The organism is Pseudonocardia sp. TRM90224, from assembly GCF_021245725.1.
GTDB lineage: Bacteria > Actinomycetota > Actinomycetes > Mycobacteriales > Pseudonocardiaceae > Pseudonocardia.
On sequence record NZ_JAJGSX010000009.1, the window covers coordinates 263260 to 276657 of the forward strand.

The window sequence follows — 13398 nt, forward strand, 5'->3', positions numbered from 1 at the left end:
CGCCCGATCGCGCATGCTCCCCTCGTGGCAGGGAGGTCAGCGGTGGTGGATGTGGTCATCGTGGACGACCAGCTGCCGTTCCGGTCGGTGGCGCGTGCGGTCGTCGGACTGGTGGGTGGCTGGACGGTCGCCGGTGAGGCGGACAGCGGTGAGGATGCGCTCGTGCTGATCGCGCGCACCCGGCCGGAGGTGGTGCTGATGGACATCAACCTCCCCGGCATCGACGGCATCGAGGCCACCCGGCGGCTGCTGGCCGATGCGCCGGCGACCACCGTGATCCTCATGAGCACGTACACCGACGACGACCTGCCGGCCGATGCCGCCGACTGCGGTGCCGCGATCTACCTGCGCAAAGAGGACCTCACGCCGGCGGCGTTGCGGTCGCTGGCACCGGGATCGTCCCGCTGATCGTCGCCCCGGCGCCCGGAGCCGAGACGATCTCCAGCTCGCCACCGACGGCGCCCAGCCGGTCGCGCATGTTGACGAACCCGTGCCCGGAGCCGCCGTGGCCGGGATCGAACCCGGCGCCGTCGTCGCTGACGGCGAACCGCAGCCGCCCGTCCGACGTCGTCACCCGCACCAGGATCTCCGCGTCGCTCCCGGCGTGCTTCCCGGCGTTCTGGATCGCCTCGAGGCAGCAGAAGTAAACGCAAGTCTCGACGTCGCGGGGGAAGCGGCCGGGCAGGTCGACCCAGACGGCGCACCGCAGCGGCGAGCGCACCGCCGCGGTCCGCAGCGCCTCACCGAGCCCGCGCTCGCGCAGCAGCGGGGGATAGATGCCGTGCGCGAGCTCGCGGACCGCGCCGATCGCGGCCTGCGCCTCGCCGCGCAGCTGGTCGAGCAGCGCCGGCAGCTGCTCGGGGTCGGCGGTCAGAACCGCCCGGGCCAGCCCGATCTTGACGGCGAGCGCGACGAGGTGCTGCTGCGCACCGTCGTGCAGGTTGCGCTCGATGGCGCGGCGCGACTCGTCGGCCGCCTTCACGATGCGCGTGCGGGACGCCTGCAGCTCGGCGTTGCGCCGGCGCAGCTCGGCGAGCGATGCCTGCAGCGCGGAGTCGAGCGCGACGTTGTGCAGCGCCAACCCGAGCTGGCGGGCCAGCTCGACCAGCGCGCGCTCGTCCTCGTCGGTGAACGCGTCGGCGCCGGCGCCGCGCTGCACCAGCAGCAGCCCGAGCAGCTCGCCGAGGTGCGCGACCGGGACGGCCCTGACCGGCGCGTCGACGCCGTGCCGCGCGACGTGGTCGGCGAGCATGTCGGGCAGCCACACCGACATCCAGCGCGAGCCGCCCGAGCGGGCCCGCCCGACCACGATCCGCTCGTGCTCACCCAGCTCCAGCCGGGCCGGCCCGCGGTCTGGCACCGCGACGGTCCGCTCCAGCACACCGTCGTCGCCGATCCACACCTGCGCCCCGGCCGGTGCGATCGTCATCCGCAGCGACTCGGCCAGCTGCAGCAGCAGCTCGTCCATCGGCACCGCACGGCTCATCCGAGCGCCGAACGACGCGAACTCCGTCGACCCGCCGGTGCCGCGCCCGACCGCGGCCGAGGCGGCTGCCGCCAGCCGGGCCCGCACGGGGATCGCGAGCACCGCGACGACGAGCGTCGCGGCCATGCTGGAGACGAGCACCTCCCGCTCGGAGTCGACCGGCATCCGGCCGAGCCCGACGACCACCACCAGGTAGACGGCGACGACGAAGACTGCGAGCCCGGCCACGACGAGCGACTCGACGAGCGCGGCCGGCCCGGCCGGTGCCGAGCCGGGCGCGACGCCCAGCGCGAGCCCCGCAGGCAGCAGCACCCCGGCGCCGACGACCCAGGCGATCGGGTCGGCCGGGATCTCGAGCACCGCCATCAGCGTCAGCAGCACCGTGGCGACGGCCCCGGCGAGCACCGCGCCCGCCGCCACCCACTGCACGATCCGGCGCCCGCCGGCTTCCCCGCTGCGGCTGCGTTGCCCGGCAGCGGCCAGCGCGAACGCCCCGCAGGCAGCCGCGACCACGACCGTGGTGCCGGTCCCCGGCTGGTCCCCGGCTCCCGAGAGCAAGAAAGCCCAGATAGCGGCGCCTACGACGCCGGCCAGCGCCGCCAGCCGCCGCCAGCGGGCGTGCAGCGACCCGTCGGGCAGGGCGAGGCCGAGGCACAGCCCGGCGGCCAGCAGCACCGGGATCAGCAGCGGCACCACCGCGACAGCGGCGTGGCCCGCTGCCAGCACCGCCGACCACCACGCGAGCGGGCGGCGGTCCGCGCGGTGCGCCGTGTACGCGGCAACGGCCCAGCCTGCCGCGACGACGAGCGCCGCGACGGCGGGCCCGGTCACCCGGTCGGTCGCGATCAGCGTCGCGGCGCCGCCGGCAGCGCTGACCGCCGCCAGCCACGCGGTCACCCCGACCCCGGCCGCGGCCTGCGGCAGGTCCGGATCCGAAACGGGACGATCCATCTCATTCGGCCCCATGTCACTCGGCCCGCAGCACCGTGGCGACCCGCATCCGGGCCACCTGCCGCAGCGGCCGCACGGCCAGCATGTTCGCCACGACCAGCACCAGCGGGACTGTCAGCAGCAGCGCGAACACGGCGACCGGGGCCTGGTAGTGCAGCGGGGTGATGTCCGCGACCACCCGCCACACCGTACGGCCGAGCGCGACGCCCAGCGGGACACCCAGCGTCAGCCCGACCACCGCGAGCACCGTCGCCTGCGTGACGACCACCCCGTAGGACTGCGTGCGGGTCATGCCCATCGCCCGGAGCACGGCGAGGTCGTGCCGGCGCCTGCGCACCGCGCTCGCCAGCGCGTGCCCGACGGCACCCACCGCGAGCAGTGCGAGGAACGCACCCAGCACCAGCGGGAGCGCCTCCACGTTGCGCAGCTGCGCCGACTCTGCAACCGGCTGGACCACCTCCAGCGGGACGACGTCGGGCCCCGCCACCTCACCGACCGCCGCGGTCAGACGGTCGAGCAGCGCGTCCAGGTCGGCTCCCGGCCGGGCCGCGACGAGACCGACGTGGTACTTGAACCCCGAGGCCAGCGCGTCGTAGCCGCCGACGCTGAGCCACGCGCCTTCCGCGTAGCCGTTGTGCGACCCCTCCGGCACGAACCCGATGCCCGTGACCACGAGCTCGCCGGACGCCCGGTTGCCCGTGACGTCGACGCGGCTGCCGATGGACGCTCCGAGCTTCTGCGCAGTGCGCGGGGCCAGCACCACCTCGGCCGGAGCGGCCGGCATCCGTCCGCCGAGCAGCACAGTCGGCGGCGCGGTGGGCAGCGCTGTGGGCCCCGAACCGTGGGTGAACACCGTGAACGTCGTCTTCCCCGAGGTGAGCACGGAGACCTTGGTGCCCATTGCCGCCTGGACGTCCGGGTCGGCGGCAACCGCGGCGAGCAGCGCGTCGGGCGGTGGGCCGAAGTCGACGCCCGTATCGCCGAGGTACATCACGATCTGCGCGGTCTGGCCGAACCGCGCCGGGTTCGCCACGGCGTCGGAGGCGCCGGCGGAGAACGTGAAGGCGGCCACCACCCCGAGCACCCCGACGACGGCACCGGCCAGCGCAGGGCGCACCGGGATCGAGCGGGCGCCCCGGCCGCTCTCCAGCGCGAACCGCATCCCGACGACAACCGGGACGGGCAGCCCGGCGCGGGCCGCGGCGGTTGCCACCGCCGAGCGCCGCGGCTGGTCGTCGCGGCCCGCCGCCGCCATGGTGACCAGCGCCGAGCCCGCGGCCGCCACCGCCACGAGCACGGCGGTCAGCACCGCGCCACCACCGAGCACGGCGACGTCGACGTCGAACCCCGGATCCGGCTCGAACAGCGCGGGTGTGCCGACCGGGAACCACGCCGACGCGCCCGCCGCCAGGCCGGCGGCGAGCACCGCTCCGACCGCGCCGGCCAGTGCTGGCCCGGCCGCCGTCGCGAGCAGCACCTCCCGCCGAGTCATCCCGACAGCACGGAGTGCGCCGAGGTCGGCCACGGTGGCGGCGGCGAAGCGGGTGACCGCCTGCCCGACCAGCACCAGCGCGGCCGCGAGCGCGGCGAACGCGAAGGCGAACAGGCCCGCGCTCTCGAAGTCGATCGTCTTCTGGTGCTGTGCGGCCTGCTCACGCTGGTCGAACATCTCGATGTCGGAGCGGCCCGTCAGCGCGGCGAGATCCGCGCGGAACGCGGGCAGCGCGTCCGGTCCACCGGTGAGGAGGACCAACGCGTTGATCGAGGTCGGCATGTTGGCCCGGTACTGCTCGAAGAGCGCGGACGACGGGCGCAGCGATGCCGCGCCCGTGCTGCCCGGCGGGTCGCTGAACCACAGCGAGCGGACGACCCCGAAGATGCGCGCCTCGATCCGCGGCCCGGTCGGGTCGGGCGGCGGCCCGTTGAGGGCGAAGGCGCTGTCGAAGGCTCCGGCCGCGTAGAGCCGCAGCACCACCGTGTCGCCGACGCCGCGGCCGGTCCCGGAGAGGAACGCCGGGGTGACCATCACCTCGTCGGCGCGTTGCGGGTCCGCGAGCCGGCCCTCCAGCACAACCGGCCGTTCGAGCGCGGACATGACCTCCGCGCCGGTCGGGAAGTCCGGCACGTCGGGCGGGAGACCCTCCACCGTGTAGGAGGAGCCGATCACGATCTCGCCGACCGCCTCGACGCCGGGCAGGGCCCGCACCCGGTCCCAGTCATACCCGGCCTCGTTGAGCAGCACCGCCGCCGTGGCCGGCAGGGTCCGGGCGAGCAACCGGTCCAAGGCGGAGTCCGCGCGGCGCGCGGCAGCGAAGGCGGTCATCACCGTCGCGGCCGAGAGCGCGACCAGCAGCGTGAGGACGATCAGCGCGCGCCGTCTGCGCCGCACCTCGATGCGGAGCCAGTACCCGGTCATGCCACCCCCCTCCGGCCGACGCTCACTCGGCCCGCAGCACGTCGTTGATCCGCGTGCGCGTCGCGGCCCGCCCGGGCAGCACCGCGACCAGCGCGGCGACCACCAGCGTCAACGGGATCACGAGCGCGACGGCGGTGCCCGCGACGGGCGGCAGGTACTGCAGCGGGATCAGATCGGCGACACCGCGCCACACGATCCGTCCCGCCGCGAGCCCCAGCGGAACCCCGATCACGAGCCCCGCGACGCCGAGCGCGCAGGCCTGCACCAGGACGACCGCGCCGGTCTGCGCCTTGGTCATGCCGAGCGCGCGCAGCAGGCCGAGGTCACCGCGCCGGTGCCGTACGGCCGTCGCGACGGCGTGCCCCACCGCGCCGGCCGCGAGCACGGCGAGGAAGGCGCCGAGCAGCAGCGGGAACGCCCTGATCGACTCCACCTCCGATGCCCGCTGCGGGGTGAACCCCGAGAAGATCCCGATGTTCTCCCCGCCGGGGACCTTCGCCGCGATCTCGGCCGTCAGCCGTTCCGCCGCGGCCTCCGGCGACACCCCGGGGACGAGCGCGAAGAGCGCTCCGTGGCCCGAGAAGCTGCTCAGCAGCACGTCGTAGCCGTCCGGGGTGACCCACACGCCATCGGTGTACGCGTTGGTCTCCGTGCCCTCCGGGACGAAACCGAACCCGCTGACCCGCAGGTCACGGGTGCCGCGGTCGCCGGTGATCGGCACCGTCGCGCCGGGGGTGACGCCCAGCAGGCGCGCGGTGCTCGGCCCGAGCACGACCTCGGTGGCGTCACGCGGCTCCCGCCCCGCCGTCATGATGATCGGCAGGCCCTGCCCGACGGGGTGGTACTCGAAGACGGTGATCGTCGTGTCGCCGATGGACCCGTCGCCGTAGCGGAGGTCCAGCAGCCCCGTGACCTCCGGATCGGCGTCCAGCAACGCCAATGCGGCCGCGCTGTCGCCCCCGTCGGTCCCGAGGTCGCCGAGGTACGCGGCCGCCGAGTGGGCCTGGCCGAACCGGGCGGGCTCGGCCAGCGCGTCGGCCACCCCGGCGGCCACGGTGAACGAGGCGACCACGCCGAGCACACCGGCCACCGCGCCGACGATCGCCGGGCGCACCGGCACGCGTCCGCCGCCGCGCGAGACACCCGGTTCGAGCGCGAAGCGAAGGCCCACGACCACCGGCACCGGCATCCCCACCCGGGCCGCGGACGCCGCGATCGACGACCCTCGCGCGACCGTCCACGGCGAGCGCACCGGACGAGTCGCAACCGCGGCAGCCACCACCACCAGCCCGAGCACCGCCGGCACCCCGACCACCAGCACGAGCGCGTCGACCGACACACCGGGCTGCGGGTCGAACGCGGCCGCCGTCCCGACCGGGAACCACGCCGAGGCCACCACCGAGATGGCGGCGCCGACGACGGTCCCGGCGGTCGCCGCGAGCAGCGGCCCGGCTGCGGCGAGCCTGCGCAGCTCCGCGCGGGTGAGCCCGATCGCCCGCAGCGAGGCCAGGTCACCGCTCTCCGAGCGCACGTGCCGCGCCACCGACTGGCCGATGACCAGCGCTGCGGCGGCCAGCGCCGCCAGCCCGAACGCGAGCAGCCACGCGGCCTGGAAACCCACCAGCTCGCGGGCGTGCACCGCCTTGTCACCCGGCTCCGTCGACACTTCGATGCCGGGGTTGCCGGTCGCCGCACGCACGCCCTCCCGGAACGCCGGCACGTCCGCGGCACCTCCGTGCAGCCGGACGAACGCGGCGGCCGGCACCGACCCGTTCGCGCCGCGGATGCTGCCCGGGTAGCGCGCCGCGAGCCCGACCGACGGCAGCAGCCGGCCGTTCGCGCCGAGATCGTCACCGAAGTACGGCAGTGCGACGACCCCGACGATCCGCGTCGGCACCACCGGCCCGTCCGGCCCGGTCGGCTGCACGAGCGCGGCCTTGATCGCGTCCACCCGCTCCGGCGAGAACAGCCGCAACGTCACCATGTCGCCCACCCCGAGCCCGAAGGCCTCGACGAACCGCGGCGTCACCACGGCCTCGTCCGGGCGGTCCGGGTCGGCCGCTCGACCCGCGAGCACCGCGGGACGTTCGATGGTCGAGAGCCCCTCGCGATCGAGCGGCACGGTCAGCAACCCGGCGTCGGCGAGCCCGGTCGGCAGCTCGTCGGCGAGGATCGGGACGTCGGGCACGAACAGCGCGAGCACGTCGACCTGCGGCAGCGCCCGCACCGCGGCCCAGTCGACCGCGGCGGCACCGGCCACGTTCGGCACCACCGTGACGTCGGCCGGGTGGCTGACCGCCATCAGCCGGTCCACCGACGACGCGCCGCGCCGGGCGCCGGCAACCGCGGTGAACACGATCCCGGTCGCGAGCGCCACCAGCAGGGCCAGCGCGACCAAGAACCGCCATCGCCTGCGCAGCTCCAGCCGCAACCAGGCCTGCAGCACGTTCACCGGATCACGCCACCGGCGCCGGTTCGCTGATCCGGCCGTCGCGCATCCGGACCACCCTTCCGGCACCGGCCGCGACCTCGGGGGAGTGCGTCACCAGCACGATCGTCTGCCCGCCGGCGTGCAAGCGGCGGAACAGCTCCAGCACCTCCAGGCCGCCTTCGCTGTCCAGCGCACCCGTCGGCTCGTCGGCCAGCAGCAGCGCCGGCTCGCCCGCGAGCGCCCGCGCGATCGCCAGCCGCTGGCGCTGCCCACCGGACAGCACCGCCGGCACCTGCCCGGCACGATCACCGAGCCCCAACAGGTCGAGCAGGTCGTGCGCGCGCGACTCCGCCGCCCTGCGGCGCAGCCCCTGCAACATCGCGGGCAGCACGATGTTGTCCAGCGCGCTCACGCCGTCGAGCAGGTTGAAGAACTGGAACACGATCCCGATGTGCGCCCTGCGGAACCGCGCCAACCAGTCCTCGTCGCGGCCGTCGACCCGCTCGCCGACCACCTCGATCGTCCCGTCGTCGACGACGTCGAGCCCGGCGATCACGTTCAGCAGGGTCGACTTGCCGCACCCCGACGGCCCCATCAACGCGACGAACTCGCCATGCGCGACGTCGAGGTCCACGCCGCGCAACGCGCGCACCGGCGCGAGATCGGCGGTGAAGGTGCGCCGCGCGCCGCGCACGCGAACCGCGCCCGATCCCTCCCCAGCGAGCCCCTCCCCGGCAGCCCCCTGCTCCTGCGGCGGCTCCTGCGCCGACTCCTGGGCTGATTCTGGAGCCGATTCCTGGGCTGATTCTGGGGCTGATTCTGGGGCGGTCATCGGCCGACCTCCGTGCGATCCGGGCTGCGATGCGGGCTGCGATGCGAGCTGCGCTGCGGGCTGCTCAGCATGGCGGCCCGGTTCGTGCCGGTCGAGAGCACGCGGGAACAGTGCGCCGGATCGAGATCATGCGGGCCCCTGCGCCTAGGCATGCCGGAAGCGTCGCCGGAGGCCACCCGCGGCCGCCAGTGTGCGGACCACCCGCGCCGCGGGGGTGCTGGCACCCCGCGCCGTCCACCGCGTCCCGCGCCACGCAAGCCGCCCACATGTGTTGTTCACCGCCGCGAACCTGCCGGTCACCGACATGTCATCCGCCCGTGCACCGGCTGCGCTCGATCCCGGCTGTCCCGTGCACCCCTGCAACCCCGTCGATCAAGGTGTCGATCAACGTTGGGCGGCCGGCAACGGCGGCGAGTCGCGGGTCACGTCGTGCGTGGTAGGGCCGGTGTGACCGGCGGTACACCCGTGCACGGTCATCGCGGTGCGGTGAACGGGCGCGTCGTGCACCCGGATGGGCGATCGTTCGTGGTATCACCCTTACGGGTGATCGACCCGAGAACCCACAGGTGGGACCCCAGTTTTCCGGATCCGACGCTTCGTGAGTACGTTCGTCGGGACCCGAGCGGGGAAGCCCGCCAGGCGCAAGATTCTGCGTTCCCAGACCCTGAGGCGCACGACGAAAGACGGAGGAGATCGTGGCCCTTCCACAGCTGACCGAGGAACAGCGCGCTGCCGCGTTGGAGAAGGCGGCCGCGGCGCGCCGTGCTCGGGCCGAGCTGAAGGACCGGCTCAAGCGCGGTGGCACCACCCTCGGCGAGGTCCTCAAGCAGTCGGACACCGACGAGGTGCTCCGGAAGATGAAGGTCTCAGCTCTTCTCGAGGCTATGCCGGGCGTGGGCAAGGTTCGTGCCGCACAGATCATGGAGCGGCTCGAGATCGCCCCGTCGCGACGACTGGGCGGGCTCGGCGACCGGCAGCGCAAGGCGCTGCTGGCCGATTTCGAGGGCTGAACTAGTTTGCGAGTTCAGCATCATTAGCGGCGGTTCGCGACCGCACGAGCCCCGGAGGGGCCGGCTGATCGTATTGGCCGGCCCCTCCGGCGTCGGCAAGAGCAGCGTGGTGACGGCGTTGCGAGCGCGTATGCCGGAGCTGTACTTCAGCGTGTCGGCGACCACCCGCGACCCGCGTCCCGGTGAGGTCGACGGCGTGCACTACCGGTTCGTCGGCCCCGCCGGGTTCGACCGGCTCATCGAGGACGGCGACCTGCTGGAGTGGGCCGAGATCCACGGCGGCCTGCAACGCTCCGGCACCCCGCGGGCACCGGTGGAGAAGGCGCTGGCCGACGGTCTGCCGGTGCTCGTCGAACTCGACCTGCAGGGTGCGCGAGCGATGAAGGCCGCGATGCCGGAGTCGGTCGCCGTGTTCCTGGAGCCGCCGTCGTTCGAGGAGCTGGCCCGCCGGCTGCGTGGCCGGGGCACCGAGTCGCAGGCGCAGTTCGAACGCAGGCTCGTGACCGCCCGCGAGGAGATGGCCGCGAAGACCGAGTTCGACGTGGTCGTGGTGAACGACGACGTGCAGGTCGTCGTCGACCGCTTGGTAGAGTTGCTGGTCGGCCGCGTACACGACCTTGCGGCCACACCCCCTTCCCAGGAGTAATTGAGTGAGCATGCCGCTGACGGCCCCCGTTGCCGGGGCCCTTCCCGAGGGCATCACCAACCCGCCGATCGACGACCTCCTCGGTCAGGTCAGCTCGAAGTACGCCCTCGTGATCTACGCGGCCAAGCGCGCGCGCCAGATCAACGACTACTACTCCCAGCTGGGCGAGGGCCTGCTCGAGTACGTCGGCCCGCTCGTCGAGCCCGGTCCCCGCGAGAAGCCGCTGTCGATCGCCATGCGCGAGATCCAGTCCGGGCTGCTGGAGCACACTGAAGGCGAGCAGTAGCCATGTCGTCGCCCCGGGTCCTGCTCGGGGTGGCCGGCGGCATCGCCGCCTACAAGAGCGCCGAGCTCCTGCGCAGGCTCACCGAGAGCGGCCATTCCGTACGGGTGCTGCCGACCGCTGCCGCGTTGGAGTTCGTCGGCGCGGCCACGTTCGAGGCGCTCTCGGGGCAGCCGGTGCACACCGGCGTCTTCGCGGACGTCCCATCTGTGCAGCACGTGCGGCTCGGCCACGAGGCCGAGCTCGTCGTCGTCGCGCCGGCCACGGCCGACCTGCTCGCGCGGGCCACCCACGGCCGCGCCGACGACCTGCTCACCGCGTCGTTGCTGACCGCGCGGTGCCCGGTGCTGTTCGCCCCTGCGATGCACACGGAGATGTGGGAGCACCCCGCGACCGTTGCGAACGTCGAGGTGCTCCGTTCGCGTGGCGTCGTCGTCATGGATCCCGCCTCCGGCCGGTTGACCGGCAAGGACACCGGGCCTGGCCGCCTGCCGGAGCCGTCGGAGATCGCCGACCTCGCCCGGCTGCTGCTGGAGCGGCGCGACGCGCTGCCGCGCGACCTGGAGGGCAAGCGGGTCGTCGTCTCGGCAGGCGGCACCCGGGAGGCGCTCGACCCCGTCCGTTATCTCGGCAACCGCTCGTCTGGCCGGCAGGGCTACGCACTGGCCACCGTCGCCGCACAGCGCGGCGCCCAGGTCACGCTCGTCGCGGGGCACACCGCCGACCTGCACGACCCCGCAGCCGTCGACGTAGTGCGAGTCGGCTCGGCCCTCGAGCTGCGCGACGCGATGCACGCCGCCGCCAAGGGTGCCGACGCGATCGTCATGGCCGCGGCCGTCGCCGACTTCCGGCCGGTGTCACTGGTCGGCCACAAGATCAAGAAGGGGGCCGGCGACCCCGACCCGCTCGTGCTGACCACGAACCCCGACATCCTCGTGGAGCTGGTCGGGGCCCGGCCGGCGGGCCAGGTGGTCGTCGGGTTCGCCGCGGAGACCGGCGACGCGACCGGCGACGCGCTGCACCACGGCCGGGCCAAGCTCGCACGCAAGGGCTGCGACCTGCTGGTCGTCAACGCCGTCGGCGACGGGAAGGCGTTCGAGGTGCCCGACAACGGCGGCTGGCTGCTCGGCGCCGACGGCTCCGAGAAGGAGCTGGCGATCGGCTCGAAGGCGCTGCTCGCTTCGCACGTCTGGGACGCGGTAGCCGGCCGGCTCTAGGAGTACCTGAGGATGAGTCGCCCCGCGGGCGGTGCGCGACGTCGGGGGGTTGGCGTGCGCTGCCGCCCGCGGGGCGGTTGATCAGCCGAACAGACCGAGCAGCGAGGCGGGTTGCTGCTCGGAGTCCGACTGGTCGGGCTCTCCTGACGAGTCGGACTCGTCGGGAGCGGTCGTGGGTTCGGGGCTCGTCCCGGGCTCGGCGCCGCCGGTCGGTTCGGGGGTGACCCGGGAGGACTCCGGCGGTGGTGGCGTGGTGCGGTCGGCCGGTGCCTCGGGGACGGTGCCGTTGACCCGCACGAACTCCTGGGCGGCCCAGCCGCCGACGTCGGTGAGCTGGACGAAGCCGTCGCGGTTCTCGCCGACCTGGACGGCCGTGCCCGCCTCGCACAGCGCAACGATCCTCGCGTCGGCCCGCGGCTGCTCGCGGACGTTGACGTTCTCGACGCACTGCCCCGGTTCCGCCGCGGTCGCCGTGCCGGCGACGAGCGCCATCAGGGTTGCCGCACCGACGGCGACCACCGTGCTGACGGCGACCACCGCGCCGACCGCCGCTGCCGGGCGGCCGGGCCGTCGAATCATGAGGGTGTTCATCTGGAGCGGTCCTCCGTCGAATCGGATCTACCCTTTGCCCAACGAGCGTTTTCGTTACCGATTCGCTACCAGGCGTGACATCACCGGAAGGGCTGACGGCGTGGCCGCAGGTGTGACGCGTCGTGACCAACCGTCATCAACGTGAACCGCCCGCCGGGAGAAGTCCGCCGGTGGGGGTCGACTACGCTGGTGAGGACATTCTTCGACGTACCTGTCGATCCGATCAGGCGATATACGGGATGGAGCACGGCGTGGCGAACGCAGGCCGGCGGTTGTTCACCAGCGAGTCGGTGACCGAGGGACACCCCGACAAGATGTGTGACGCCATCAGCGACACCATCCTCGACGCACTGCTGACCGACGACCCCCGCAGCCGCGTCGCCGTAGAGACGCTCGTGACCACCGGTCAGGTGCACGTCGCGGGTGAGGTGACGACGTCCACCTACGCCGACATCCCCACCCTCGTCCGCGAGAAGATCATCGAGATCGGCTACGACTCCTCGGCGAAGGGCTTCGACGGGTCGTCGTGCGGCGTCAACGTCGCCATCGGCTCGCAGTCGGCCGACATCGCGCAGGGCGTCGACACGGCCTACGAGAGTCGCGTCGAGATGTCCGACGACGAGATCGCCAAGCAGGGCGCGGGCGACCAGGGGCTCATGTTCGGCTACGCCAACACCGACACCCCCGAGCTGCTGCCGCTGCCGATCGCGCTGGCGCACCGGCTGGCCCGCAGGCTCACCGAGGTCCGCAAGTCGAACGTCCTGCCTTACCTGCGGCCCGACGGCAAGACCCAGGTCACCATCGAGTACGACGGCGACAAGGCCGTCCGCCTCGACACCGTGGTCGTCTCCAGCCAGCACGCCGCCGACGTCGACCTCGAGGCCCTGCTCGCCCCCGACATCCGCGAGCACGTCGTCGGCCCCGAGATCGCCGAGCTCGGCCTCGACGTCTCCGATGTCCGCCTGCTGGTCAACCCGACCGGGCGGTTCGTCGTCGGCGGCCCGATGGGCGACGCCGGCCTGACCGGGCGCAAGATCATCGTCGACACCTACGGCGGGTTCGCCCGCCACGGCGGCGGCGCCTTCTCCGGCAAGGACCCGTCGAAGGTCGACCGCTCGGCCGCCTACGCCATGCGCTGGGTCGCCAAGAACGCGGTGGCGGCGGGGCTCGCCGAGCGCATCGAGGTGCAGGTCGCCTACGCGATCGGCAAGGCCGCACCGGTCGGACTCTTCGTCGAGACCTTCGGCACCGAGCACGTCGACCCCGAGCGCATCCAGTCGGCGATCACCGAGGTCTTCGACCTGCGCCCGGCAGCGATCATCCGCGACCTCGACCTGCTGCGTCCCATCTACGCGCAGACCGCCGCGTACGGCCACTTCGGCCGCACCGACGTCGAGCTGCCGTGGGAGAGCACCTCGCGCGCCGACGCGCTGAAGGCCGCAGCCGGGAGCTGAGCCTCCGATACCCCTCGCCACCGCCTGAACGGTGGCGAGGGGGTCTCTGATAGACCGTGTGCCCACCAGCGACGGAGGAGG

At 73.6% G+C, this 13398-nt stretch carries 11 protein-coding genes; 6 read left to right on the forward strand and 5 right to left on the reverse strand.

Translation table 11 applies throughout. From position 1 onward, the window contains the following. Window positions 1-42: 42 nt before the first annotated feature. Window positions 43-408: a response regulator transcription factor gene (locus LL648_RS17500; protein ID WP_232663639.1), complete on the forward strand. Its 366-nt coding sequence runs from the start codon at window positions 43-45 to the stop codon at window positions 406-408. Here the strand turns inward: LL648_RS17500 and LL648_RS17505 are convergent. Genes LL648_RS17505 through LL648_RS17520 form a run of 4 tightly spaced genes read right to left on the reverse strand, consistent with a single transcriptional unit; the run spans window position 362 to window position 8116 of the window. Continuing rightward, a complete protein-coding gene (locus tag LL648_RS17505) occupies window positions 362-2437 on the reverse strand; it encodes a sensor histidine kinase (protein WP_232663640.1) in 2076 nt (691 codons plus the stop codon). The two genes, LL648_RS17500 and LL648_RS17505, sit on opposite strands and share 47 nt — an antisense overlap. Window positions 2438-2453: 16 nt before the next feature. Then, window positions 2454-4853 carry an ABC transporter permease gene (locus tag LL648_RS17510; RefSeq protein ID WP_232663641.1) on the reverse strand — a complete coding sequence of 800 codons (2400 nt, stop codon included), beginning with the start codon at window positions 4851-4853 and terminating at the stop codon, window positions 2454-2456. Window positions 4854-4875: 22 nt separating this feature from the next. Beyond that, entirely contained in the window at window positions 4876-7305 is a 2430-nt protein-coding gene (locus LL648_RS17515) for an ABC transporter permease (RefSeq protein WP_232663642.1), read from the reverse strand. 4 nt (window positions 7306-7309) lie between these two features. Beyond that, complete coding sequence (locus tag LL648_RS17520; protein ID WP_232663643.1) at window positions 7310-8116, reverse strand: ABC transporter ATP-binding protein; 807 nt, start codon at window positions 8114-8116, stop codon at window positions 7310-7312. Window positions 8117-8811: 695 nt separating this feature from the next. Here LL648_RS17520 and mihF point away from each other — a divergent pair. From mihF to coaBC, 4 genes are read left to right on the forward strand one after another with little or no spacing between them, the layout of a single operon-like run. Then, on the forward strand, window positions 8812-9126 hold the full coding sequence (mihF, locus tag LL648_RS17525; protein WP_232663644.1) for an integration host factor, actinobacterial type: 315 nt from the start codon (window positions 8812-8814) through the stop codon (window positions 9124-9126). Window positions 9127-9148: 22 nt separating this feature from the next. After that, on the forward strand, window positions 9149-9772 hold the full coding sequence (gene gmk / locus LL648_RS17530; protein ID WP_374112064.1) for a guanylate kinase: 624 nt from the start codon (window positions 9149-9151) through the stop codon (window positions 9770-9772). Window positions 9773-9782: 10 nt separating this feature from the next. Next, window positions 9783-10058 carry a DNA-directed RNA polymerase subunit omega gene (rpoZ, locus tag LL648_RS17535; RefSeq protein WP_232663707.1) on the forward strand — a complete coding sequence of 92 codons (276 nt, stop codon included), beginning with the start codon at window positions 9783-9785 and terminating at the stop codon, window positions 10056-10058. A gap of 2 nt (window positions 10059-10060) precedes the next feature. Further along, on the forward strand, window positions 10061-11272 hold the full coding sequence (gene coaBC, locus LL648_RS17540) for a bifunctional phosphopantothenoylcysteine decarboxylase/phosphopantothenate--cysteine ligase CoaBC (protein WP_232663645.1): 1212 nt from the start codon (window positions 10061-10063) through the stop codon (window positions 11270-11272). An 81-nt stretch (window positions 11273-11353) separates the two neighbouring features. On the opposite strand, the gene LL648_RS17545 is transcribed toward coaBC, so the two are convergent. Continuing rightward, window positions 11354-11863: an SH3 domain-containing protein gene (locus LL648_RS17545; protein WP_232663646.1), complete on the reverse strand. Its 510-nt coding sequence runs from the start codon at window positions 11861-11863 to the stop codon at window positions 11354-11356. A gap of 239 nt (window positions 11864-12102) precedes the next feature. On the opposite strand from LL648_RS17545, the gene metK reads away from it, so the two are divergent. Continuing rightward, on the forward strand, window positions 12103-13317 hold the full coding sequence (gene metK / locus LL648_RS17550; RefSeq protein WP_232663647.1) for a methionine adenosyltransferase: 1215 nt from the start codon (window positions 12103-12105) through the stop codon (window positions 13315-13317). Window positions 13318-13398: the final 81 nt, after the last annotated feature.